Raw genomic sequence first — 23,918 nt, 5'->3', positions numbered from 1 at the left:
GGCAACCAGGGTGGTGGCAACCAAGGTGGTGGCAACGAGGGTGGTGGCAACCAGGGTGGTAGCAACCAAGGGGGCGGCAACCAAGGTGGCGATAACGAGGGCGGCGGCAACCAAGGGGGTGGCAACCAAGGTGGCAGCAACCAAAGTGGCAACCAGGGTGGTGGCCGCGGCGGAAACCACTAAGAGGCTACCTTACGCGACGACCATCAGGTCAGAGAAACAAAACCCGGGCGCACGCCCGGGCTTATACATTGCGTGGCCGGAACATTGTTATGATGTTCCGGCCTCGCAATGTATAAGCAACGGTTGAGCGGTCTCAGAATTTGAAACCAACGCCGACGGTGACGATGTTCTGATTGAAGTCGGTGTCTACACCGAGCTGCCGTAATCGTTGTAGCGATATTCGACCCGCCCGAAGATGTTATCGGTGAAGGCGTAGTCCAGGCCGGCTCCAACGGTCCAGCCCGAGAACGTGGCGTCGTCGTCGCCGACGGGCGTGCTTACATGGCCTCTCGCACCGGTCCAGCCGGCGGCTCCATAGAACAGAGCGTGATCGAGAGCGTAACCGACGCGAGCGCGGACGGAGCCGGTCGTGTCGAATTCATATTCATTGCCGCCAACTGATTCCTCGTTCCAATTGTAGGAAACGTCGCCTTCGACACCGAGCACGATATTGTTGTCGAGTTGCCAGTTGTATCCGGTGAAGCCGTTGATGAGGCCGCCGTTGAGATTGGCGTCACCGATGCCGGAGAAGTCACCGTTGCCCCAGGCACCCCCACCTTGCAGGCCGACATAGAAGCCGTTCCAGGTGAAGACGGGTGCAGCTTGTGCAACCGGAACCGTTGGCGGCTCATTCACAAGGTCAGCGGCCGACGCAGCCCCGCAAGACCAAAGGCCGCAGAAGCCGCAACTATACGAAAATACATGATAAATCCCTCTCCTATGACAAGGGTCCACTCAGTCTGCGCACCAATCGAGCCGGGCCCGATCGATGATCGCGGCCCATGCGGCATGCAGGCACACTTTCAGTGGAAATGTCCGCCCACAGGACCAACCAGCTAACGTTGGCCCGTCTGAAAGGGTTCCATCAAGAATTTCTGATATGCGGAGGTGCGGATTTCGTGGCGGTCAGCCACCAGCCAACACCTCGTCGCGATTGAAAATGAAGGAGCGCGTCTCTTCGGCAGGCATCGCTTTGCCGAAGAGATAGCCTTGGCCGACGTCGCAGCCGAGCTGAAGCAGGTGGCCGAGTTGGCGATGCTCTTCGATGCCTTCGGCAGTCGTCAGTATATTGAGGCTGCGGCCGAGCCCAAGCATGGCACGGATGATTTTTTCCTGGCGCTCATCATCGCGGCAAGTCGCGATGAAGCTCTTGTCGATCTTGATCTTGTCGAAACGATACCGGGCGAGTTGGGCGAGGCTGGAGTAGCCCGTGCCGAAATCGTCGAGGGCGATCTGGACGCCAGCGTCGTGGAGCTCATCCAGAATGATGGCGGCAACTGCCGGATCCTGAATCAGGGCATTTTCGGTGATCTCGATCTCCAGGCGGCGCGGTGGCAGGCCGTTTGCCGACAGCACCTTGAAGATGCGCGAGGCCAGCAGCTTGTCTTCCATCTGCACTGGAGAGACGTTGAAGGACAGCATGACGTGGTCGTCCCAAGCCAAGGCATCCTGGCAGGCCTGCGCGAGCAGATCTTCGAAGAGCTCGGTGATCATTCCGGTTTCTTCGGCAATGCCGATGAAGACGGGCGGCGGAATGGCAACACCCTCCTCATCCGTCCAGCGCGCCAGCGCCTCGAAGCCGCAGACCGTGCCGCTCTTCAGGTCGACTAAGGGTTGATAGAATGGCCGGATCGCCTTTTTCTGGATCGCGATACGGAGCTTCGATTCCAGCGTGGCGCGTTTTGCCACCTTGTCCTGCATCGAAGCTTCAAACGCCATGTGCTGGTTGGGGCCGCGTGACTTGGCCTCGTACATGGCGAGGTCGGCACGGTGGGCGGCGTCCTCCAGCGGTTCGCGACCCTGTTCCCAGCGATCGTAACCGACGCTGGCGCCGACTTCGACGGCAAACCCATTGATATGGATAGGGCGTGTTACCGCCTGGATGAGCAAGCGCGCGAAGCGCTCTTCGTGCCGCGGCGAGAGGCCGAGCGCAACGACGACGAACTCGTCGCCGCCAAAACGATAGACGCAGTCGGCATTGCCGATCGCGCAGATGCGCTTTGCCACTTCGATCAGCAGCGCGTCGCCGCCATTGTGGCCGACAAGGTCATTGACCTTCTTGAAGCCGTCGAGGTCGATAGAGAAGATCGTAACGTTCTGCTCCCATTCGTCGCCCTCGACGTCGGTCTTCGTCCTTCGCGGAAGGACCTTGCGCTCGAATGCATAGCGGTTTGGAAGCTTGGTCAGGTGATCGTGGGTTGCCGTCCAGTCGGCCTTGGCCTGGGCGCGCTGGCTCGCAATTCCACCTCTTTGCGCAGGTCGACAATGCGCAGCATCGAATAGACGAAGCTCATGGCGCCGCCGATGCCAAGCCCGAGGACGAGCTTGTCTGCTCCATAGTTCTCGTAGGCGCCGACGAAGGCGACCAGCCAGTTATCCAATTCGAGGATCGCACCGACGAGCCACAGCGTTACCCCCAACGCCATGACCAACAGGCATTGCCTTCCGGCCCTGCTCTGGAAGAATACCGGCATGCCTCACTCCATCTCCACCGGGGCGCCGGTGTATCATTGAAGTCTGAAGCGTTTGTTGAAACCAATGGGCGAATTCTTGGTATCTGCGGCTAACCTGGAGCATGCGCCGCTCGAAAGGTGCCGGCAGACCTGGCGAGCGGCGTGGCCGCCCGCCTGTTGTCTTCAAAGTCTGATCAGCAAAGATGCGCCGATGACAATCAAGAGAAGGGTCAATGCGCTGGTCATGCGCAGCAGGCGCGCGCGTCGCATCCGCGCGCCGCTCCAATCATATGGCATGCTTGTTCCTCCTGGGGCGAGGATTGACGGCCCGACCGTGCCGGGTCGGAAAGCTATGCCATGGCTTGCTTGCGTAAGGCTTGCCTAAATTATCACCTTGAGTATTAGGCGGTCGTGCCTTCCACGCGCAGCGACCACCGGCTTCCATTGCTGGTCATGTGGACGATCGCGAGTGGTTCGATATCGGCGATCCAGAAGGACGATACGGGTGCGTTCAGCGTAGTTATGATGGCAGCCCTGACAACCGCAGCATGGGTAATGGCGACGATGTGGCCGCCCGCCTGCAAATGCTCGTTCATCCAGGCTTTCACGCGCGCGCATACGGCGGCGATAGCCTCGCCGCCATGCGGGGCTTCCTCCGGCCGCGCCATCCAGGCCGCCAGATTGTCAGGCTCGGCTTGCTGGATCTCGGCGATCGATCGTCCCGCCCAGCGGCCGAAATCGCAATCGCCAAGCGCATCGGAGAATATGGGCTCCAGGCCAAGCGCATCAGCCGTCTGCCGGGCGCGCAAAGTCGGGCTGGCGAATACGCCGTCGGCATGCTGGAGGCGAGGCGCGATTGCCCGCGTGGCACCGATTGCCTTCTCGTTCAGCGGCTCGTCCAGTGGAAAGCGTGCCTCGCGGTTGGCCGCAGTCGAGCCGTGGCAGATCCAGGTGAGGCGCGTCATCACGATGGTCGTCTCCGCAAACGGGGATGATGGGCAGCTGTCGCTGCATGAAGTTTCGTTGACAGGTTCGAAGTCGCAGATATAACGATGATGTTGTGGGTTTGGAAACCGGTGAAATTCCGGTGCGGTCGCGCCACTGTGATCAGGATGGGGATACCTCGGACTGGAAGTCAGACCCTACCACGCAACAATTCTCGACTGAACGCGTCATTCCAGGAGGAATTCATGTCTGACATCACTTTCGCGCCCGTTGCCGCACCGGCTCCGATTCCGGTTGGTGAGCTTTTGCCCTGGGCGATCTTCGGCGGCCTGCTGATGCTCATCGTCATCTACTTCGTCGGTACCGAAGAAGGCGCAATGTCGCTTCTCAACAGCATGTACGTGCACGAGTTCGTGCATGACGGTCGGCATCTCCTCGGCTTCCCCTGCCACTAAGGGAGTTTCGGACATGGTTGGAAATCTCTTACTTCGCGGAATGCTCGCGGGGCTGATCGCTGGTGTCCTCGTTTTCGCCTTTGCCCATATCTTCGGCGAGCCACTTGTCGACCAGGCGATCGCGTTTGAGGAAGCTGCTGCCCAGGCGGCGGGCGAAGCTGGCGAACCTGAAATCGTCAGCCGTGCCACACAGGCGGGGATCGGTCTCTTCACCGGCGTGATGGCCTACAGCATCGCCGTCGGCGGCCTGTTTTCGCTCGTCTTCGCTTTCGTCCAGGGGCGCTTCAGCAATCTCGGCGCACGGGGAACATCTGCCGTCATCGCGCTTGCGGCCTTTGTCGCCGTCGTCATCGTACCCAGCATCAAATATCCCGCCAATCCGCCGGCGGTCGGCAATCCTGACACTATCGGCATCAGGACCGAGCTGTTCTTCCTGATGATCGTTGTTTCGATCGCCGCGCTCGTTGCGGCAATTGCTTTTGCACGCCGCCTGACTCCGCGGTTCGGCGTGTGGAATTCAGCAATCGCAGCAGGCCTCGCCTATGTCGCCTTTGTCGGGCTCGTGCAGTATCTGCTGCCGCCGATCAACGAGGTGCCGGAGAATTATTCGGCTATGGTCCTCTGGCGTTTCCGCACGACTTCGATCGGCATGCACGTGGTCCTCTGGGGCGTCCTTGGCATGGCTTTCGGTGCACTCGCCGAGCGCAAACTTGGTGTCGGTGCGAAGCTGCGTAGTCGCGCGCCGGCTTTCCATTGATCGGAGAAGGCTCCGGAGCAATCCGGAGCCTGCCCCAAGTGATGACCTGTCGACGTTCCATTCTCCTTACGGCCATGATCGCGTTGCTGCAGCTTTGGCCTCTTGCGGCCAGCGCGCACCTGCGGAGCAGCAGCGGTCCCCATACCGGAATTGCAATTGCCGAGATCTCACATGGCGAAATGATCATGATTGCGGAGTATCGCGATCGGATCATCGATCTCGCTGCACGCGCCACGGACACGAACGAGCCGTTTCGACGCGTGTTCAACTATGCACAAATCCAGCATGCCTATTGCCTCTGGGGCAAAATGCCCGGCGGCGTGACGGACGAGGCGAGCCCGTTCAACGAGTGCTCGCATGCCTATCTCGCGGCAACAAAGGCCGTGCTGCTATCGATGCGGAGCATGGGCGGCGAGGCCGTCGAAGCCGAGACGATCGTCTCGGCGATCGATGCCGGCATGGTGCTGCGCGGCCTGGCACTGATCACTTGCCAATTCAGTGGTGAGGCGTTCAATACTGCAGATGTCATTCGTCCGTCGTGGAAGGACGTTCCGCTGCATCCCGCCAGTTTGGCGACGTTGACGGCGCTCGCGGCGGCAATCCTGGCTCTCGTCTATTGCGGGCGGCGCCTGCTTCGGTGGATCGCGCCCTAGCTCTTCTCCACATCGCGGTCGAAGTGCGTCGCAACCAGCATGGCTGCGAGGTGGACGGTATTCTTCGCGCCGTAACGCTCCTTCATGCGCTCCAGGCGGTGCTCGACCGTCCGATGCGAGATTCCGAGATCAGCAGCGATCTCCTTGGCCGTCGCGCCTTCGGTCAAGAGCTGGATCACCGCTTCGTCGGTCGCATCCATGCGGGCCTGCTGTTGCGGCGGATTGAACATGAAGCGGCCGTTCGAGACGGTCAAAAGCCAGGATGGGCGCCGCGCCGTTGTCTTTTGCGGAAGGATCAGCCGCTCATATCCGAGGTTGACGCCAAGCACCCTCGTCTTGACCAGTTCCATGGACGGCTTCTGGGTGGCGATCACCTCGCGATAACGCGGGATGACGGCCGTCTCCATGTAGGCGCGATCCTTGAATTCGCCGATGCGTTGATCGGCGAAGAGCTTGTTGATGTTGAGAAGACGCGAACTGAAGCCGGAGGGGCGCACGACCTTCAGTTGCCATTGTAGTGGATCCTCACCGTCGAGAACGACAAGCGTCATCCTCATCCTGATCGTCAGAAGGTCGAGGACGTCCCGATAGATGTCTTCGGGCGCGGCAGGCGACTGTGATGTGGTATGCAACCACGCATCCAGCAGCTTCTGCGTGACAGTGTGAAATGAAGTGTCCTTATTCATCAACCCATACGCGATATCTGGAATCGATGTGCCACAACAACCCAAAATGGCTAACGGTTCAATAGCCGACAATGCTCAAATCGTCGTAAGGCTTTAATTTGAAAAATATATTGCTTTCCGTATCTATTCTGAGGTGAATTTGCACTTGTACGAATTACTCGTTAAACTGGTTTGTGGTCGCGGGTATCGAGAGGCAGCTCGCAAGGCATCTGGCAAAACTATAGCGCGTAGATTGCAGTAACGGCTCTGTCATCTGGCGCCCGGTGAACCGTCACTGGTATCAATCCCCGGAGTAGCGCTGTTCACGCCAGGGATCGCCATACATGTGATAGCCGTTCTTTTCCCAGAAGCCTGCAGCATCGCCCGTCAGCAGCTCGATACGCCGCAACCATTTTGCGCTTTTCCAGAAATAGAGATGCGGAACGACGAGCCGCATCGGGCCGCCATGATCTCGCGTCAACGGCAAGCCTTCCCAGGAGATTGCGAGGATCGCATCCTCGGCAGCGAAATCGGAGAGCGGCAGGTTGGTCGTATAGCCATCATAGCTTGTCAGCATGACATGGTGCGCTTCCGGCTTCGGCATTGCCTGATCGAGCAGGTCGCGGGTCGATACACCCTTCCATTTGTTGTCGTAGCGCGACCACGTCGTCACGCAATGAATGTCGGTGACCTTGGTGCTCTGCTCGAGGGCCTGGAAGGCCGTCCAAGTGAGATCAAGCGGGGTTTCGACAAGTCCGCGGACTTCCAGACGCCAGGTATCGGTCGAGATGATCGGCTGCTGGCCGAGATCGAGGACCGGCCAATTCTTAACGAGGTGCTGACCGGGTGGCAGGCGCTCGGTTTCCGGGCGACTGATACGGCCCGTCAGGAATTTTCCTTCGGATGCCCACCTGCGCTTCGACGTGGTGAGCTTGCTGTCTGTCGGGGTTTGATCGTCGCTCATCGGTGGGCCCTTTCGCGTTGCGGCGATTAGGGCATTCGCCTTCAAGCACTGTCAAGCGCGACATTGGATGGCAAATGCCGCGAGCGGAGGGCCGCCCTAAGCGGCACTTTCTCAGCCGGCGGACGCGGCGGTGAAAACCGCCAACTGAGCGGCGAAGGCACGCTTGTATGCGGGCCGCGCTTCACCGCGCGCGACATAGGCGGAGAGATTCGGATAATCGTCGAGCATGCCCGATCCTTTCACCCTCAGCAGCACCGACACCATCTCGAGGTCACCAGCACTGAATTCGCCGTCGAGCCAGTCGGCATCGCCAAGCCGGGCGGAAAGTTCCTTTAGCCGCTTTCGGATGCGTTCCTCGATCATCGACCGGCGCTGCTCGTACCAGGGCTGGTCGCCTTCCAGGTACCTGGCGATTTCGCGATCAACGATCGGCGGCTCGATCGTGGTGAGCGCGGCGAACATCCATGTGATCGCTCGCGCTCGGGCATTCGCGTCGTCCGGCAGCAGGCCAGCATGGTGCTGCGCGATATGGAGCACGATTGCCCCCGATTCGAATATGGCGAGATCGCCTTCTTCATAGGTCGGAATCTGTCCGAAAGGTTGAAACGCGAGGTGCGCGGGTTCCTTCATGGCCTTGAACGAAAGAAGACGAACGTCATAAGGCTGCCTCACTTCTTCGAGCGCCCAGCGAACGCGCATGTCGCGCGCCAGGCCTTTGCCGCGATCGGGCGACCTTTCAAAGGCGGTGATTGTGATCGTCATCGCTGCTCTCCATAGCTTGTCTGTCTTGAAGACGACTGACTAAACGGGATTCCGACACTTCATGCTCGAGATAATCCTCGCGATCAGTTCAACCACCGCTGAAAGGATACATTCCCGGGTTTCTCGCCAGCGCAGGCTCATCTGTGCAGCGCATGGGAACTGTGGCATAACTAAGCCATGGCGATACATGTCTTGGCAGTCCATCGCGAGACGGTCGGGACGGAACAGGCGGCGGGCGGTTCGCTTGCAACCGCCTATTCCGTGGGTCTTCTCTGCTGGCTGCTATCGGCCGGCGTCTATATCGCCGCGAAATGGGTTTCTTCTGAAATGCCGCCCTGGGCGCTTTGCTTTTGGCGTGTGTTGATCGCCTGGGCGATCCTGATGCCGATCGTGCACAAGCACTTTGGCGACATGGTCGCACTGGTGCGGGCGCGCGTCCTTGAACTGCTTGTGATTGGCGGCATGGGGCTTGCGATTTGTCAGGGTCTGATCTTCGTCGGCCTCGAACATGCCGACGCCACCACCGCCGGCATCATCATCGCCCTGATCCCGATCATCACCATGATCCTTGCCCGGTTAATACTGGCCGAGCCGATGGGAAGCTGGCAGGTGATCGGATCGATCCTGGCCTTTCTCGGGATCGTCGTCATCATCATCAAGGGCAGTCCGGCCGCGCTGATGCGTCTCGACCTCAATCCCGGCGAACTATGGATCGTCGCTGGCGCGTTCTGTTTCAGCGTCTATACCGTGCTGCTTCGCCGGGCGAAATTCGATGGGAACCGGCTTGCGCTTCTTGTCCTGCTTCTCGGTGCGGCGGTGCTGACGGCGCTGCCGTTCTATCTCTTCGAGCTTGTTTCCGACGAACGTTCGACGCTCAACAGCAGCGGGCTCATTGCACTCGCTTATGTCGCCATCCCCGGCGGGGCGATTATGTATTACCTCTTCAATCGAAGCATCGAGGCCCTGGGTGCTGCCCGGGCTGGCGTCCTCCTCTACATCCAGACGATCTTCATCGCCGTGCTCGCCTACCTAATCCTCGGCGAGCAATTGCAGCGCTACCACCTCGAGGGGGCGGCACTGATCGTTGCCGGCTTGCTTCTGATAATCCTGTTGAAGCCGAAGACGAAGGCTGGGGCTGTCAAGGCCTGACGGGCGAGTGCTGTGATGTCAGTCGCCAGCAGGAAGGCGCGCAGATGGTAGTGGTCCACAATTGGCCGAACGCGTCTCACGAAAGATTCTTTAGATACAGCGATAGCAGTTGTGTCTGTGAGGAGATCCCGAGCTTGCGATAGACATTGCGCCGGTGAACCTTCACGGTTCCTGTCGAGATGTTGAGCTTCAGGCCGATCGACTCCGAGGAGTGGCCCTGAAGGACGAGATCGACGATCGCGGTCTCGCGGCTGGTGAGATTAAGATCGCGCCACACCGCTTCGGCAGGTTGCAAGGAGCTTCCACTGGCGTCGCGCTTGCGATTGCCACGAACTCGAGAATGCAGTTGTGCGTCAAAGCGGGCCGCGAGCCCGGCCCAGTAGTGGCGGACCATGTTTGCGATCAAGGGTTCGGCTTTCTTCAGCAAGGCAAATTCCGCGGGCGGGAAGGGGCCGGTCTTTTCCCGGCGCATGAGAGAAAGAACGATGGTGATATCGTCATCGGCCGTGACGAAAAAGCCGATTTCCTCGGCAAGCCCTGTCTGGACATAATAGGTCCGGTAGTACTCGCTGGAGAAGAACCGGTCGGGCGCCAGCTCTCGCATGCGAAACACGCCGGCGCGGCGCTCGTTGGCGGTGTGATAGAAAGGATCGAGCAGATATGGGCCGGCCTGATAGAGGGTCACGAAAATGATGTGCTCCTTCGGGTCGAAGGTGCTGTAGAGGTCGATCGGCCGCTCCTTGCCGCGATAGGCAAAGACAACGACATAGTCGAAGCGCACAAGCGCCGCCATCATCTGCCGAAAGATCTCGCCGAACTCCGGATCGTCCATCGTCTGCACGCCGATGGTGGAATTGAAGGCTTGAAACAGCGCCTCCAAGTCAGTGCTCATTCCCGGGACCTCCTGATTGCCTCGCGCGGAAATTTGCGCTCCTTCGTGTATATACCTTCCACGAAGGCTTTGTGGCTAAAATACCTCTCTCGGGGTATATACCGTGAGGGAAGGCCGAGCTTAGTCTTTCCTCAACGACGGTGGCAAAAGGCAGCGCTAGACTGCCCAATCCAAACCAACCGCAGGGAACAGACGTGGCATCCGCTTCGACGAACGATATCGAATTCCGTTCGGTCACAAAGAGCTATGGCGCCGTGACCGCCGTAACGGACATCAACCTCAATGTGCCGAAGGGCGCCTTTCTGGCGTTGCTCGGTCCTTCCGGCTGCGGCAAGACCACTTGCCTGCGCATGATCGGCGGCTTCGAGCAGCCAAGCGAAGGCACGGTGCTGATCGACGGGCGCGAGATGAACGGCGTGCCTGCCTATCGGCGCCCAGTGAACATGGTCTTCCAGCACTATGCATTGTTTCCGCATTTCGACGTCCGACAGAACGTCGCCTATGGTCTGAAACAGATGCGGCCTAAGCTTGCGGCGACCGAAATCGACCGGCGCGTCAGCGAGGCGCTTGAAATGGTTCGGCTCGGCGGCTTTGCCAAGCGCCGCATTCACGAGATGTCCGGCGGGCAGCAGCAGCGCGTGGCGCTGGCGCGCGCGATCGTCAATCGTCCGTCGGTACTACTCCTAGACGAACCGTTGGCCGCGCTCGACAAGAAGCTGCGCTCGGCCATGCAGATCGAACTGCAGACATTGCAACGCGAGCTCGGCATTACCTTTGTTCTGGTCACCCACGATCAGGAGGAAGCGCTCTCGATGGCGGATATCGTCTGCGTGATGAGCGCAGGGCGCATTCGCCAGCTGGGCTCGCCGCAGGAGGTCTATGACCGCCCGGCCGATCTGTTCGTGGCCGATTTCGTCGGCAAGACCAATCGGGTGAGGGCGACGATGGAGGCGGATGGCGCGACGCTGCGTCTGGCGGACGGTTCCGCAATCGCCGCGGGGAGCCGGGCGCGTGTTTCGACGGGTGAGGCAATCGTCGCGATCCGCCCGGAATCGATCCGCCTGACACGGACGCAGGCGCCTGATGCGACGAGCTTCAGGGGGACGGTCACTCACCGCATCTTCTTGGGTTCGTCGGCGGAGTACGCCGTCACGGTGCCGGGGCTGGGCGATTTTCTGGTGACCGCCGACCGTCGCAGCATGAATGAAAACGATCTCGTCGAGCCCGGCGAGGCCGTCTACCTCGGCTTCGATCCTGGCGCGGCCCATGTCTTCTCAGCATCAAGTGCAGCCTAAAATCAAAACAAGGGAACAGCATCATGAGAAAAGACTACAAGGATAATCTTCCCATTTCCGCCGAAGGCTTCATGGACGAGTTCATGCGCCTGAAGCGCGGCTCCGTCAGTCGCCGCCATTTCCTCGGCATCACCGGCCTTGGTCTTGCGACCGCCGTTTTGTCGCGCTTCCCAGGCGCCTTGTCGACACCAGCCCATGCTGCTGAAGACCTCGGCACGCAGATGTCGATCGCGACCTGGCCGAACTACCACGATCCAGCGACCTTCGAGAACTTCAAGGTGGCAACCGGCGTTGCCGTCGAAGTAAACGTCTTCGGCTCGAACGAGGAAATGCTGGCAAAGTTGCAGGCGGGCGCGTCCGGCTGGTCGCTGTTCGTGCCGACCAACTACACCATCTCCACCTACCACAAGCTCGGCCTGATTGACGAACTCGACCTTGCCAAGATCACCAATTTCAGCCAGTCGACGGAGAGCCCGCGCTTCACCAAGGAAGGCCAGATCGACGGCAAGGCCTATGCCCTGCCAAAGAACTGGGGCACGACCGGTTTTTCGGTCAACACCTCCAAGATCAAGACAAAGCTGACGAGCTGGAAGGACTTCTTCGAGATCGCTCAGACGGAGGCTGATGGTCGCGCCATGGTACACGACTATCAGTTGACGACGATCGGCAGCGCGCTGGTGTCGCTGGGCTACGGTTTCAATTCGATCAAGCCGGAGGAACTGGCGAAGGCCGAGGAGCTGTTGATCAAGGTGAAGCCGCATCTCTTCGCCATCAACAGCGACTATCAGCCGGCCATGCGCGCAACCGATGCATGGATGACGATGTGCTGGACCAATGACGGGGCGCAGCTCAACCGCGATATCCCCGAGATCGACTTTGTGCTCGGCAAGGACGGCGGCGAAATCTGGACGGATTACTACGCGATCCCGAAGGACGCGCCGAACAAGGCTGCCGGCTATGCGCTGCTGAACTACCTGATGGACCCGGCCAACGCCGTGAAGGAGCACATCGCCAACGGCGCGCCGGCCACCGACAGCCGTGTCATCTCGCTGCTGCCGAAGGAGATTACCTCGAACAAGATCGTCTATCCGGACGAGGCATCGCTGACACCGCTGGAGTTCGGCGCCGCCGTGACGCTGACGGATCCGGGTCGTGCCGAGTTGATGGCACGGTTCAAGTCGGCGTGACCTTGCCTTCATGCAACGCCTCTCCCCGGTTTTGGGAAGAGGCAAGCCGCCTCGTGAACTCCAAACAGCGAACCTTCGGAATGGCCCTGTCACCAGATAGCAGAAAACGCCTGATCACTGCGGCTCTCGTCGCGCCGGCAAGCGCATGGCTGTTCGTGTTCCTGGTCTTGCCGTTCATCGCCATCGTTGTTTTCTCCTTCGGCGAGCGGGCGCCGGAGGGTGGTTACCAGGCGGCATTTACCCTTGCCCAATTCGCCAATCTCGGATCCCGTGCCGCCGCCTTCAAGAATACGTTGGTGCTTGCGCCGATCGGGGCGTTCACCTGCCTGCTGGTGGCCTATCCGGTCGCCTACTATCTGGCGGTTAAGGCAAGTCCACAGCATCGGTTGTTGCTGGTGTCGCTCGTTGTGGTGCCGTTCTGGACCAGCCTGCTCGTTCGCACTTATGCATGGATGTATATTCTCGGTGCGCGCGGCATCCCGCATCTGCTGGAATTTGTCGGTATCGAGAACGTGCGACTTCTGAACACGCCGGGCGCAGTCCTTCTCGGCATCGTCTACGGCTATCTGCCGCTGATGATCATGCCTATCTATGTCAGCCTGGAAAAGCTGGACCGGCGGTTGCTGGAAGCTTCTGCGGACCTCGGAGCAAGACCGCTCTCGACTTTCTTCGGCATAACGCTGCCGCTGTCGCTGCCGGGCGTGATGACGGGCGTGGCGCTGGTCACCATCCTGTTGCTCGGCGAGTACCTGATCCCGCAGTTGCTGGGCGGCGGCAAGGTATTCTTCATCGGCAACGCGCTGGTCGACCTCTTCCTGCAATCGCGCAACTGGCCGTTCGGCTCCGCGATCGCCGTCACCCTCGTTGTCGTCGTCGTCATCGTGCTTCTCGTCGCCATGCGGATTGCGTGGCGCGTCGCGGGCACCCGCCAGGTGGACCTTGTCTGATGCGTGGGCTCGTTACGGCAGTCTATCTGTTTCTCTATACGCCGATTGCGCTGGTCGTGCTGTTCTCGTTCAACGCGGGCCGCAACGCCTCGGATTTCGCGGGATTTTCCACGCAATGGTACGGTAAGGCGCTGTCCAACACGTTCCTCATGGAAGCTCTTCAGAACAGCCTTATCATCGCGCTTACCAGCGCAGTCCTCGCGGCCATCTTCGGCACCATGGCTGCACTCGGCATGGAGCGGCTCGGCGCCCGGACACGGGCCGTGTTCGATGGTCTGTTTGCCGCGGCAATCGTCGTTCCGGGCGTCGTGATCGGCATCGCGACGCTGGTCGCCCTCGTTGAAGTCTTCGGTTTCATCAACCCATTGCTGGCAGCCGTCTGGCCTGGCGACCAACCGCCGAAGCTGTCGCTCGGTTACGGTTCGATCATCGCCGCGCACGGACTTTTCACCATGGCGCTGGTAACGATGATCGTGAAAGCCCGTATCGCCAGCCTCGGGCGCGATATCGTCGAAGCGTCGAGCGATCTTTACGCGACGCCGCTGACGACCTTTCGCCAGATCGTGCTGCCGCAGATCCTGCCGTCGATCCTGGCGGGCTTCCTGCTCGCTTTCACCTTCTCCTTCGACGATTTCATCATCGCGTTCTTCGTCGCGGGATCGAACACGACGCTGCCAATCTACGTCTTTGCCTCGATCCGTCGTGGCGTGACGCCGGAGATCAACGCGATCGCCACCATGGTGCTCGTCGCATCGCTTGCCCTCATTCTCATCGCGCGTTTCCTGATGCGCGAAAGGATAACAAGAACCTAAGTGGGAAACACCATGATCCTCAAGAACCGTGTTGCAATCGTCACCGGCGCCGGGTCCGGTATCGGACAGGCCGGCGCGCTCGTCATGGCGAAAGAGGCCGCCCATGTCGTCGTTGCCGACATCGACTTCATGAATGCCGAGGAGACAGTCAGCCAGATTCGCGCGTTTGGCGGCAGCGCCGAGAGCATGGTGCTTGACGTGACCGACGACAAGGCGCTGGAGGCGGGCATTGCCGCGGTGGCAGAGCATCACGGCCGCATCGACATCCTGCACAACCACGCCGGTGCGCAGGTCGCCGGCGACCTGGAGCAAGTCGCGATCGACGGCTTCGACAAGTCCTGGAGCTTGAATGTCAGGGCCCATTTCATGGCGGCGCGCTTTGTCATGCCAGTCATGAAGAAGGCGGGCAAAGGCGTGATCCTCAACACGTCGTCCTCATCAGGCGTGCTCTATGATCGCGAGATGATTGCCTATACCACGACCAAGCATGCCGTCATCGCCCTGACACGACAGATGGCGGGCGACTATGCCAGGTTCGGCATCCGCGTGAACGCGCTTTGCCCGGGCTGGGTGGACACACCCTTCAACGAACCCTTCATTGCCCAGATGGGCGGACGTGACGCGATCGAGGCCTATATTGCGGAAAAGGTGCCGCTTGGGCGCTGGGCCGATGTGTCGGAGATCGCTGAGCCGATCCTCTTCCTCGTGTCGGACCGCTCCTCTTACATGACCGGGCAGATCCTGGTCGTCGACGGTGGCGAGACCGTGGTCTAACCCGGTTCAGGCGGTTGAATTCTTAGGCCAATTGCTAAATAACGGATGGACTATGACGGGCGTCGTTCTGGCGCCCGCTTGCATTTACAGGACATCCAGGCCCATGCCCATTCCAGCCCGGATCGAGACCGATCTGCCCTTCCTCACCGAGTTGCGTCGCGACCTGCACGCACATCCCGAGCTTGGCTTCGAGGAGGAGCGCACGAGCGGCATCGTTGTGAGATTGCTAGATGAGGCCGGCATCAAGGTTCATCGAGGGCTCGGCGGTACGGGCGTCGTCGGCACGCTGCGGGTCGGTAATGGCACGCGGACGATTGGATTGCGGGCGGATATGGACGCGCTTGCGATGCCGGAGATGGCGGATCGCCCTCATAAATCCAGATCTGATGGCAAGATGCATGCCTGCGGGCATGATGGGCATACAACGATGCTGGTCGGCGCGGCGCGGCATCTGGCGGCAACACGTGACTTTTCCGGAACCGTGCATTTCATCTTTCAGCCGGCCGAGGAGGGCAGGGGCGGCGCCCGCAAGATGGTCGAGGACGGACTGTTCGAGCTGTTCCCGTGCGACGCCGTCTACGGCCTCCACAATATGCCGGGCCTGGCCGTCGATGAAATAGCCGTCGTCGAAGGGCCGCAACTTGCCTCGTCCGATAGTTGGCGCGTGACCTTTCGAGGCACCGGAACGCATGGCGCCAAGCCGCACCTCGGCAAGGATCCGATTACGGCCGCCGGCACGTTCCTCACGTCGTTGCAGACGATCGTCGGGCGCGTCGTCGATCCACTGCAGCCGGCCGTCGTCAGCGCCTGCTCGCTGCAGGCCGGTGACCCGAAGGCGTTGAATGTCATACCTGATATTGTTGAGATCGGCGGCACCGCCCGGACCTATTCGCCGGAGGTTCGCGATCAGCTTGAGGAAGAAATCGGCCGGCTTGCGAATGGCACGGCGGCAATGTTCGGCATTGCGGTCGACTATCAGTTCGAACGGCGTATCCCGCCTGTGGTCAACGACAGCGACGCGACCGCGCGTGCGCTCGGGGCAGCCGGCGCAGTTTTCGCAGAGAGGGTGCGAACGAGTTTTCCTCCCTCGACGGCGGGGGATGATTTCGCGTTCTTCGGCCAGAATGCTCCGGGCTGTTATGTCTGGCTCGGCAACGGTCCTGCTGTCGATGGCGCCCTGCACCACAATACAGCTTATGACTTCAATGACGGTGCAATCGGCTACGGCGTGGCCTTTTGGACGACGCTGGTCGAGCGCGAGCTGAAGGCGGCGCTTTAGCGCGTTCGCTTACTGGGCTTGATGAACACTCCTCGCCGTGGCGGCAAAAGACGTCCGGATGCGGCTATGCCCCGCGATCGAGAATCTCGATCACTGGGTTTTGGAGTACCTTGCCGGTCAGGACGTCAGCGGTCCCGCGATCCGTCTGGTGCGGACCGATATTGCAGGCAAGCGTTGCGCCGAAGCAGGCCTTGAACACAAGGTAGGGCGGCTTCCAGTCGACGATCTTCTCCATCGCCTTTCGGATCGCCCGGAAGGAAGCGGCCGCCTCTTCCAACGGCGCCTCGGTGACAAGGCCCGATACTGGAAGAGGCAGAAGGACTTCGACCTTGCTATCCCTGGCCACGGCCATGCCGCCGCCTGCGGCAATCACGGCGTTGGCAGCGACCGCCATGTCGCGCGCATTGCCGCCGAAAACGGTGAGGTTATGGCTGTCATGCGAAACCGTCGTACAGAAGGCTCCGCGCCATGTTCCCCAACCGGTGAGGAAGCCGACACGCGGCCGTCCGTCCACCTTTCCGTGCCGATGTGCGACCGCAATCTTGGTGCTGCCGGCAGGAGGCACGACGAAACCGTCCTCTACGACGGTTTCTGCCTCGCCCCATTGTGTAAATCGGGGACGATCGATTGTGGCTACCCGAACGCGCTTGCCCGCTGACGGAACCCGGAAGTCGCTCTCCGTTAGCGGCGGCAGCTTGACCGAGTTTTGCAGGGCTGCGGTCTCGAAGGAAGGCATCCGGGCTTTGATCTCGCCGCCCGTCGATACGATCTCGCCATTTGCGATGACCGCCCTCGTGGCGAAGCCGATCAGATCCTCGAACAGCACGATATCGGCGCGCCGGCCAGCAGCGATGAGGCCAAGATCCGAGCGCTTCAATCGCTGGGCTGCGTTGAAGGTCGCTGCCCTCAGCGCCCACTCCGGCTTCATTCCATAGCAGACAAGCCGGCGGATCACGTCATCGAGACCGCCGCCGTCCTTCAGTTCGTCGGGGAAAACGTCGTCGGTGCAGAGCGTAACCGTCGACGGCAGATGGCCGATGCCGTTGAGGGCGGTTACGAATTCCTGCAGCAGGTGATCATGCGAGCCGCGGAGTTCGATGGTCATGCCGGCGGCCAGCTTTTGCAGCAGATCGGCGCTGGAGGTCAGCTCGTGATCGGAGGTGACGCCGGCAGCCATGAAGGCGTTCAGATCGGCACCTTCAAGCCCACGCGCATGGCCGCAGACCAGTTTTCCGGAGGCGAGCGCGGCGTTGACGATATCAGTCATGCGTGGATCGCCGTCGATGACGCCGCGCATGTTCATCACTTCGGCAACGCCGCCGATGCCAGGCCATCGGAGCATTTCGGCGACTACCGACGCGTCGAAATCGGCGCCGGCGACTTCAAGCCCTGGGGCGGAGGGAACGCAGGAAGGAGCGAGCACGATCGTGCGCAGAGGCAGGCCGCGGGAAGCTTCGATCGCCCAGCGCACACCATCGAGGCCATGCACATTGCCAAACTCGTGCGGATCCCAGACGATCGTCGTGACGCCACGCGGAACGACGGCTGCAGCATACTCGGCCGGCGTCACCATCGAGCTTTCGATGTGCATATGCGTATCGATGAGGCCGGGCGAAATGATGCTGCCTGCGGCATCGATCGTTTCTGCGGCATCCATGCGGCTACCCGGTGCGTGGACGCTTGAGATCAACGGTCCGACGATGCCGATGTCGGCTTCGCGGATCAGGCCGGTAACGACATCGAGCAGGCAGCCGCCCGATATCAGGATGTCGAAGGCCGCATCGCCACGCGCGGCGACGACGGCACGCGCGCGAAGCGTGGGATCGTTGAGGTCCTTCGGTTCCGGGCTGCTCATCGGCGGGCCTCATCGATCAGTGCGCCGAGGATAAGAGCGCGCGCTTTCTCTACATCGATGTCAGCAGCATATTCGGCATTGAATGCGGCGTGCGTCACCCTCGTCTCGACGACGGTGCGGCCGCGTGTATGCTGGCCCTGCAATTCAGCGTCGATGCGGGCAGGACCGAAGCTGACGATGTCGGGCGCGACGAAGGCTGCGGCGGCGGAGGGGTCGTAGATCGCCATGCCTGGTCTGCCGCGGCTCGTGCCGATGCCGATGTAGCCGTCGAGCATATCGGCCAGCAGCGTCGCATTGCTGCCGCCGGCGCCTCGTACTGGCACGACATCGTCAGGCGTTGCGATGACCTTGCGGCAGAGATCGAGATCGACCATGCGCAGCGGCAGGCGGTGGGCGAGAACGATGGCGAGCGCTTCCGGATCCGCCAGTGCGTTGAACTCGGCCGATGCCGTGTGATTGCCTGACGTTACGCCGCCGCCCATCCAGGTTAGTTCGGTGATGCGAGCTGCGAGGTCGGGACGTGCCAATGCAAGGGCGGCTAGATTGGTCAATGGGCCGAGCGCCAGGATGCGGTGCGGGCCGTCCGCCTCCAGCCAGCGGCAGAGGGCGGTAAACGCATCGCTTTCCGCCAAGGCCGAGGCGTCGGGCAGGCCTTTTCCGGTGGTAGGAATTCCCGTCTCGCCGAGGATCGCCTGTGCCGTTTTAAGCGCGCCGAGAACCGGCATCGCGCGGCCGGTGTGGATCGGGAAGGTCCAGCCGAAGGCCTTGGCAGCGCCAGCGGCGTTGACGCGCACCTGCAGCAGTGGCGTGTTGCCGAAGACGAGCGAGACGCCTGCTATGTCGAGCTTTGCGTGCGTCACCACGAGGATCGCGGCGATATCGTCGAAGCCCATGTCGGTGTCGATCCAGACGCCCATGATGTTACCTGTAGCGTGAGAGGGGCGCTGCTGCCGCAAGCGGCAGGTCGAAGGGAAGCGTGGAGCCAATCGCGTGCGTCGGCAGCTCTGCGTCGATCTCGGCCTTGATGGGGCCAAGCGGTGTGTCGAGCAGATATTCGCGGGTGTTTCCGGCAAACGAGGTGCCGCGCACGGTGCCCTGGTAAGGACCTGAACCAAGGTTGACCATGCGTGGACGCCAGGCCAGGCCCTTTGCGGCCTGCGGCGCTCGACCGGAAAGCTCGACGAGGTTGTTGGAAGTCGCGAGCTTGCCGTTGTCCAGCGCAAAGACGTTTTCAAAGCCGACGAAATCGGCGACGAAGGCCGAGACGGGCTTGTTGTAGATTTCTTCAGGTGTGCCGATCTGTTCGATGCCGCCGTTCAGCATCACCACGATCCGGTCGGCGAGCGCGAGCGCCTCGATCTGGTCGTGGGTCACGAAGATCATGGTGACGCCGGTTTCCTTCTGGACGCGCTGCAGCTCGGCGCGCATTTCGAGGCGCAGGCGGGCATCGAGGTTAGAGAGCGGTTCATCGAGCAACAGGACCTTCGGCTCCATCACCATGGAGCGGGCAAGCGCCACGCGTTGTTGCTGGCCGCCCGAAAGCTCGGCGGGCTTGCGATCGGCAAACTTGGCAAGGCCGACAGACTTGATGCCGGCGTTGACCTTGGCATCGAGATCCTTGCCGCCGATGCCCTTCAGACGCAAACCGAAGGCGATGTTCTCATAGACAGTCAGATGCGGGAAAAGCGCATAGGACTGGAAGACGAGGCCCACATTGCGCTTGTTGGCAGAAACGTGGGTGATCTCGTCGCCGTCGAGCGTGATACGGCCCGAAGTCGGGGCAAGCAGGCCGGCGATCGAGCGCATTGTCGTCGTCTTGCCGCATCCGGAGGGGCCGAGCAGCGCAACGAGCTCGCCCTTGGCGATCGTGAGATCCAGATCCTTCACCGCGACCGTATCGCCGTAGGCAAGCGTCAGCTTGTCGAGTTTCAGATAGGCGTCAGACATAACGAGAAAATCCCAGGAAGCGTTCGGCAAGGAAGACGATGCCGATGGAAAGGAAGGCGAGCAGCGAGGAGAGTGCCGCAATCGACGGATCGTAGGTGGTTTCCATGTAGCCCAGCATGTCGATCGGCAGCGTGCGTACGCCCGGACCGGAGAGGAAAAGCGAGACTGGAACCTGGTTGAAGCTCGTCACGAAGCCGAGAATGAAGGCCGCCAGGATGCCGCCGCGGATATTCGGCATAACGACGCGGAAGAAGGCGCCGACGCGCGAAGAGCCGAGCAGGACGGCGGCCTCTTCCATATCGGAGCGCAGGTTGTTGAGGCTGGCTGAAACGACGCGCACGGCATAGGGCAGGACGAGCGCCGTGTGGGCCATGAACAGGGCCAGCGTGATGTTGAAGCCGAACGGCACGACGAGATAGCGCAGCAGCGCCAGACCGACGATGATGCCGGGCACGATGATCGGCAGCGAGACGATCGTGCGGACCGTTTCGCCGAAGGGCAGCTTGTAGCGCGAGAGCGCGTAGGCAGCGGGGATGCCGAGGATCAGTGCGGCCAGCGTTCCGAAGACGGCAAGGAACATCGACATGGCGAAGCTCTCGCGGAAGCTGTCGATGGTGAAGACCTTGGCGACCCACTTCAGGGTAAGACCCTGAGGTGGGAAGGCAAGCGTGTCGCCGGCCGAGAGCGATGCGGCGATGATGATCAGGAACGGGCCGATCAGGAATATGATCAGCAGGCCGAGTACGAGCGGCGAGAGAATACGGGCGGTCATCGCTTGTTCCTCGCCGTGGCAAGGCGCTTGAGCAGGATGTTGGCGGCAAAGCTCATGACGATCAGCATGAAGGCGATCACGCTCGCAGAGACGAAATTGTTGGCCACCGACACCTGCTGATAGAGCAGCGTTTCCAGCATCAGCACCTTCGAGCCGCCAAGCACTGCAGGCGTGATGTAGGCGGTCAGCGATCCGGTGAAGACGAGCGTGCCGCCGACGACGAGGCCCTCACGTGTCAGCGGCAGGATCACCTTCCAGAATACCTGGAACCAGTTGGCGCCGAGCACGCGGGCAGCGGGAATGGCATCCTTCGGCATGTTTTCGAGCGCACTGATCAGCGACAGGATCATCAGCGGCAGGAAAAGCTGCAGCAGGCCGATGAAGACGGCCGTTTCGGTAAACAGCAGACGCAGCGGCGTATCGCTGAGGCCAAGGCCGGTGATGGCCTCGTTGACGATGCCGGTGCGGCCGAGAATGACGATCCAGGCGTAGGTACGGGCGACCGGCGAGATCATCAGCGGCAAGGTGACGAGGCCGATCATCCGGCCTTTGCCCGAAGATGGCAGGTTGACGATCGCAAAGGCGGCGGCATAGCCGATCACGGCAGAGACCGCGGTCACCTCAAGCCCGAGCCGGAACGTCCGCAGGAAGACGGTACGGTTCAACGACTCGGAAAAGAAGCCGGTATAGGCGCCAAGCGTCCAGCTGCCGTCGATACGGAAGCCCTCGGAGAGCAGAACGACGACGGGGAGCAGGAAGACCAGCGCGGCAAAAACTGCTGCGGGCAGGGCAAGCACCAGGGCTTCTGCGCGGTTCTGAAACATGAATCGACTTTCAACGGGTGAAAGATCCGGCTCCTGCAAGCGTCGGAGCCGGCGGTGAAGATTACTGGCCGACCTTCTCGTTCCATTCCTTCAGCCAGGTGGCGCGGTTGTCGAGCGCGGCTGCGGAGGGGATGAGCTTCAGGCTCTTGGCGGTCTCTTCGCCATAGGTCAGGTTGTTGGCGGCTGCCTCGGAGAGCTTGACCTCCTTGTTCGCCGGGCTGTCGACCAGCTTTTCGGCGAGCTTCGTCTGGATTTCGGTGGAGAGCCAGAAATCCATGAACTGAAGGGCTAGATCGCGGTTCTTAGAGCCCCTTGTGACGACCATGACGTTCAAGCCGCCGGTCTGGCCTTCCTTCGGGGTCGCCCATGCGACGGGAACATCGAGCTTGGTGAAGCCGGCCCAGGAGAAGCGGCCGATCGGGGCGGCCCAGATCTCTTCCTGCTGCATCAGCTGCACCAGCTGTGAGGACTTCTCATAGAAGGTGACGATCTCATCCTTCTTCTCGCCCAGCGCCTCGATCGGTGCCTTCAGATCCGGGTTGTCCTTGCCGAGTGCCTGGCCGAGCATGTAGAGCGCTGGTGGACCCTGATTGGTGGTGACGTTTGGGAAGGCGACGTGGCCGATATACTCGGGCTTCAGCAAGTCTGCCCAGGACTCGATCTTCATCTTGTCGGAGCGGTAGGCGATCGAGGTGGCGTAGAAGGTGTAGCCGACACTCATGCCGTCGGCGTTCGGATCCCTGGCGAGGTCGTAGAGCTTGCCGAAATTGGAGAGCTTCGAGGTATCGATCTTGTCGATGAGATCCTTTCGCGAGGCGGACAGGGCATCGGCCATGGAGACGACGGCCATGTCGATGACGGGGTTCGCCTTGTTGGCCTCCATCTTGGCAAGACGCTCGACGCTGTTGCCGGTCTCGACGACCAGCTTGCAGCCGCACTTCGCCTCGAAGGGATCGTAGACAATCGTCTTGAAGTCGTCCTGAGCGAAGGCGTAGACGGAAATCGTCAGCGTCTTGTCCTGCGCTTTCGCGGCGAGGGGCGACAGCGCCAGTAGCGCGGCGGAAGCGATGAGGGCATTCTTCATGTCAGCTGTTCTCCGTCTGTCAGGATATTCTCGTCGGGTCCGCCGGCCCAGAGGACTGGCGAACGATCAGTTGCATCGGAACGCGGTCGGTCTCGGACGTGACAAGTACGCCTTCGCGGCTGCCGCGGGTCTGTATGGTGCGCAGCAGGGACGAGATGGCGATCTCCGCGATCGTGTGCATGTCCATCGCCACCGTCGTCAGCGATGGGGTGACGACGGGCGACCAGATGAGGTCGTCGAAGCCGGTAACGCTCGCCATGCTGGGCACGTCGATGCCGTCACGCTGCAGTTCGGTGAGCGCCCGCAGCGCCTGCAGGTCCGAGAGCGCGGCAAACGCCGTATAGCCCTCACGCACCTTTTCAGCGAGGCCGAGGCTGCATCCTCTGCCGCCCTGCCGTTCCAGCGTCTCGATCCAGAGAGTTGCCGAACTCATCCCGGGACGGAGACCTGAACGGATCCCGCCTGCGCGGTCGTTCTGTACGTTCGAACCGGGATTGTTGCCGATGATGAGGATACGCCGATGTCCAAGCTCGGCCAAATGGTTGGCGATCGCCCAGCCGCCCTGCATGTGATCGGCAGCAACGGTGTTGCCAGGTGTGGAGGTCGTATCGATGACGGCAACCGGACAAGCTGCTGCAGAAATTCGCGTCGCCCGGCGCGGTACGATTACCATGCCTTCGACGCCACGCTCTACCAGTCGGTTGATCGCCTCGGTCTGGGTGGCAACGTTTCCCCGGGAGTCGGCAATCAGCACGCCGTAGCCGGCAGCGCTGGCGGCGAATTCGATGGCTTGCGCGAGCTTGGGGAAAAGCGGGTTAGCAATATCCGGCAGTACAAGGCCAAGGACGCCGCTACGACCGGTGCGCAGCGCGCGTCCAGCCTGGCTCGGAACATAGCCGAGTTCGGCTGCATGTTCCTTGATCCTCTCCGCCAGCTGCTCGGAAACACGGCCCTTGCCTGAGAGCGCATTGGAAACCGTCGCGACGGAGACGCCTAGCGACGTTGCAATCCTGCTCAGATTCGGTCCAGGTCGCGTTGCAGGCATGGTTTCCGATGTGCGTAGATTAATCGTTTAATCACCGCGTACATCACGCCACTGGCCTTGTCGAATCCAAAATTGCCGACGCGGTCAATTATCCGCATGGAAGCGAGTGACAATAATAGAAAGCCCCGCTGTGGGCGGGGCTTTTTGTCTGCTGTCGCTCAGCTTGCCTTTGGCGGCGCG

Annotated in this window: 23 protein-coding genes and 2 pseudogenes; 10 read left to right on the top strand and 15 right to left on the bottom strand. The window is 61.1% G+C overall.

Annotated features, from left to right (window positions below):
• From PMI09_RS31875 to PMI09_RS26925, 4 genes and pseudogenes are all read right to left on the bottom strand, one after another.
• On the bottom strand, nucleotides 1-180 hold a 180-nt coding region (locus PMI09_RS31875; RefSeq protein ID WP_007801810.1), incomplete at its 3' end, for a hypothetical protein.
• Nucleotides 181-316: 136 nt separating this feature from the next.
• Nucleotides 317-933, bottom strand: a pseudogene (locus PMI09_RS26935) (outer membrane protein).
• A gap of 195 nt (nucleotides 934-1,128) precedes the next feature.
• A pseudogene (locus PMI09_RS26930) lies at nucleotides 1,129-2,696 on the bottom strand (putative bifunctional diguanylate cyclase/phosphodiesterase).
• Nucleotides 2,697-3,076: 380 nt separating this feature from the next.
• A complete protein-coding gene (locus PMI09_RS26925) occupies nucleotides 3,077-3,640 on the bottom strand; it encodes a histidine phosphatase family protein (RefSeq protein ID WP_007801803.1) in 564 nt (187 codons plus the stop codon).
• Between the two features lie 225 nt (nucleotides 3,641-3,865).
• On the opposite strand from PMI09_RS26925, the gene PMI09_RS26920 reads away from it, so the two are divergent.
• From PMI09_RS26920 to PMI09_RS26910, 3 genes are read left to right on the top strand one after another with little or no spacing between them, the layout of a single operon-like run.
• A complete protein-coding gene (locus PMI09_RS26920; protein WP_007801801.1) occupies nucleotides 3,866-4,075 on the top strand; it encodes a CbtB domain-containing protein in 210 nt (69 codons plus the stop codon).
• Between the two features lie 13 nt (nucleotides 4,076-4,088).
• Nucleotides 4,089-4,832: a CbtA family protein gene (locus PMI09_RS26915; RefSeq protein ID WP_007801798.1), complete on the top strand. Its 744-nt coding sequence runs from the start codon at nucleotides 4,089-4,091 to the stop codon at nucleotides 4,830-4,832.
• Nucleotides 4,833-4,873: 41 nt separating this feature from the next.
• The gene (locus PMI09_RS26910) at nucleotides 4,874-5,485 is read left to right on the top strand and encodes a hypothetical protein (protein ID WP_037084317.1); all 612 of its coding nucleotides are present in this window, start codon (nucleotides 4,874-4,876) and stop codon (nucleotides 5,483-5,485) included.
• Here PMI09_RS26910 and PMI09_RS26905 read toward each other — a convergent pair.
• The 3 genes from PMI09_RS26905 to PMI09_RS26895 all read right to left on the bottom strand — a co-directional run bounded on the left by PMI09_RS26905 (nucleotide 5,482) and on the right by PMI09_RS26895 (nucleotide 7,876).
• Nucleotides 5,482-6,117 carry a helix-turn-helix domain-containing protein gene (locus PMI09_RS26905; protein WP_244423834.1) on the bottom strand — a complete coding sequence of 212 codons (636 nt, stop codon included), beginning with the start codon at nucleotides 6,115-6,117 and terminating at the stop codon, nucleotides 5,482-5,484. The two genes, PMI09_RS26910 and PMI09_RS26905, sit on opposite strands and share 4 nt — an antisense overlap.
• A 334-nt stretch (nucleotides 6,118-6,451) precedes the next feature.
• Nucleotides 6,452-7,114, bottom strand: a complete 663-nt coding sequence (locus PMI09_RS26900) for a sulfite oxidase-like oxidoreductase (RefSeq protein WP_007801791.1) — start codon at nucleotides 7,112-7,114, stop codon at nucleotides 6,452-6,454.
• A 111-nt stretch (nucleotides 7,115-7,225) separates the two neighbouring features.
• Nucleotides 7,226-7,876, bottom strand: a complete 651-nt coding sequence (locus tag PMI09_RS26895; protein ID WP_007801790.1) for a glutathione S-transferase family protein — start codon at nucleotides 7,874-7,876, stop codon at nucleotides 7,226-7,228.
• Between the two features lie 177 nt (nucleotides 7,877-8,053).
• On the opposite strand from PMI09_RS26895, the gene PMI09_RS26890 reads away from it, so the two are divergent.
• Nucleotides 8,054-9,025 carry a DMT family transporter gene (locus PMI09_RS26890; protein WP_007801788.1) on the top strand — a complete coding sequence of 324 codons (972 nt, stop codon included), beginning with the start codon at nucleotides 8,054-8,056 and terminating at the stop codon, nucleotides 9,023-9,025.
• Nucleotides 9,026-9,101: 76 nt separating this feature from the next.
• Here PMI09_RS26890 and PMI09_RS26885 read toward each other — a convergent pair whose 3' ends face one another.
• Nucleotides 9,102-9,917, bottom strand: a complete 816-nt coding sequence (locus PMI09_RS26885) for a helix-turn-helix transcriptional regulator (protein ID WP_007801786.1) — start codon at nucleotides 9,915-9,917, stop codon at nucleotides 9,102-9,104.
• Between the two features lie 194 nt (nucleotides 9,918-10,111).
• Here PMI09_RS26885 and PMI09_RS26880 point away from each other — a divergent pair, with 194 nt between their 5' ends.
• The 6 genes from PMI09_RS26880 to PMI09_RS26855 all read left to right on the top strand — a co-directional run bounded on the left by PMI09_RS26880 (nucleotide 10,112) and on the right by PMI09_RS26855 (nucleotide 16,211).
• Complete coding sequence (locus PMI09_RS26880; RefSeq protein ID WP_007801784.1) at nucleotides 10,112-11,212, top strand: ABC transporter ATP-binding protein; 1,101 nt, start codon at nucleotides 10,112-10,114, stop codon at nucleotides 11,210-11,212.
• Between the two features lie 23 nt (nucleotides 11,213-11,235).
• A complete protein-coding gene (locus PMI09_RS26875; protein WP_007801782.1) occupies nucleotides 11,236-12,399 on the top strand; it encodes a polyamine ABC transporter substrate-binding protein in 1,164 nt (387 codons plus the stop codon).
• 80 nt (nucleotides 12,400-12,479) lie between these two features.
• Complete coding sequence (locus PMI09_RS26870) at nucleotides 12,480-13,346, top strand: ABC transporter permease (protein WP_037084313.1); 867 nt, start codon at nucleotides 12,480-12,482, stop codon at nucleotides 13,344-13,346.
• The gene (locus tag PMI09_RS26865; RefSeq protein ID WP_007801778.1) at nucleotides 13,346-14,158 is read left to right on the top strand and encodes an ABC transporter permease; all 813 of its coding nucleotides are present in this window, start codon (nucleotides 13,346-13,348) and stop codon (nucleotides 14,156-14,158) included. The genes PMI09_RS26870 and PMI09_RS26865 overlap by 1 nt, the downstream gene beginning before the upstream one ends.
• A 12-nt stretch (nucleotides 14,159-14,170) precedes the next feature.
• On the top strand, nucleotides 14,171-14,932 hold the full coding sequence (locus PMI09_RS26860) for an SDR family NAD(P)-dependent oxidoreductase (RefSeq protein ID WP_007801777.1): 762 nt from the start codon (nucleotides 14,171-14,173) through the stop codon (nucleotides 14,930-14,932).
• A gap of 103 nt (nucleotides 14,933-15,035) precedes the next feature.
• Nucleotides 15,036-16,211, top strand: coding sequence for a M20 aminoacylase family protein (locus tag PMI09_RS26855; RefSeq protein ID WP_037084310.1), 1,176 nt, complete (start codon nucleotides 15,036-15,038; stop codon nucleotides 16,209-16,211).
• 64 nt (nucleotides 16,212-16,275) lie between these two features.
• On the opposite strand, the gene PMI09_RS26850 is transcribed toward PMI09_RS26855, so the two are convergent.
• The 7 genes from PMI09_RS26850 to PMI09_RS26820 all read right to left on the bottom strand — a co-directional run bounded on the left by PMI09_RS26850 (nucleotide 16,276) and on the right by PMI09_RS26820 (nucleotide 23,738).
• Entirely contained in the window at nucleotides 16,276-18,066 is a 1,791-nt protein-coding gene (locus PMI09_RS26850; RefSeq protein WP_007801773.1) for an adenine deaminase, read from the bottom strand.
• Nucleotides 18,063-18,983, bottom strand: a complete 921-nt coding sequence (locus PMI09_RS26845; RefSeq protein WP_007801771.1) for a nucleoside hydrolase — start codon at nucleotides 18,981-18,983, stop codon at nucleotides 18,063-18,065. The genes PMI09_RS26850 and PMI09_RS26845 overlap by 4 nt, the downstream gene beginning before the upstream one ends.
• Before the next feature lie 4 nt (nucleotides 18,984-18,987).
• Nucleotides 18,988-20,013 carry an ABC transporter ATP-binding protein gene (locus PMI09_RS26840; protein WP_007801770.1) on the bottom strand — a complete coding sequence of 342 codons (1,026 nt, stop codon included), beginning with the start codon at nucleotides 20,011-20,013 and terminating at the stop codon, nucleotides 18,988-18,990.
• Entirely contained in the window at nucleotides 20,006-20,785 is a 780-nt protein-coding gene (locus tag PMI09_RS26835; protein WP_007801768.1) for an ABC transporter permease, read from the bottom strand. The genes PMI09_RS26840 and PMI09_RS26835 overlap by 8 nt, the downstream gene beginning before the upstream one ends.
• Nucleotides 20,782-21,609, bottom strand: coding sequence for an ABC transporter permease (locus PMI09_RS26830; RefSeq protein ID WP_007801766.1), 828 nt, complete (start codon nucleotides 21,607-21,609; stop codon nucleotides 20,782-20,784). The genes PMI09_RS26835 and PMI09_RS26830 overlap by 4 nt, the downstream gene beginning before the upstream one ends.
• A gap of 61 nt (nucleotides 21,610-21,670) precedes the next feature.
• On the bottom strand, nucleotides 21,671-22,693 hold the full coding sequence (locus tag PMI09_RS26825) for an ABC transporter substrate-binding protein (protein WP_007801764.1): 1,023 nt from the start codon (nucleotides 22,691-22,693) through the stop codon (nucleotides 21,671-21,673).
• Between the two features lie 19 nt (nucleotides 22,694-22,712).
• On the bottom strand, nucleotides 22,713-23,738 hold the full coding sequence (locus PMI09_RS26820; protein WP_007801761.1) for a LacI family DNA-binding transcriptional regulator: 1,026 nt from the start codon (nucleotides 23,736-23,738) through the stop codon (nucleotides 22,713-22,715).
• Nucleotides 23,739-23,918: the final 180 nt, after the last annotated feature.

Source organism: Rhizobium sp. CF122, assembly GCF_000282035.1.
Taxonomy (GTDB): Bacteria; Pseudomonadota; Alphaproteobacteria; order Rhizobiales; family Rhizobiaceae; genus Rhizobium.
The sequence above is the reverse complement of the archived record's forward strand: the minus strand, read 5'-3'. Positions and strand labels throughout refer to the sequence as shown.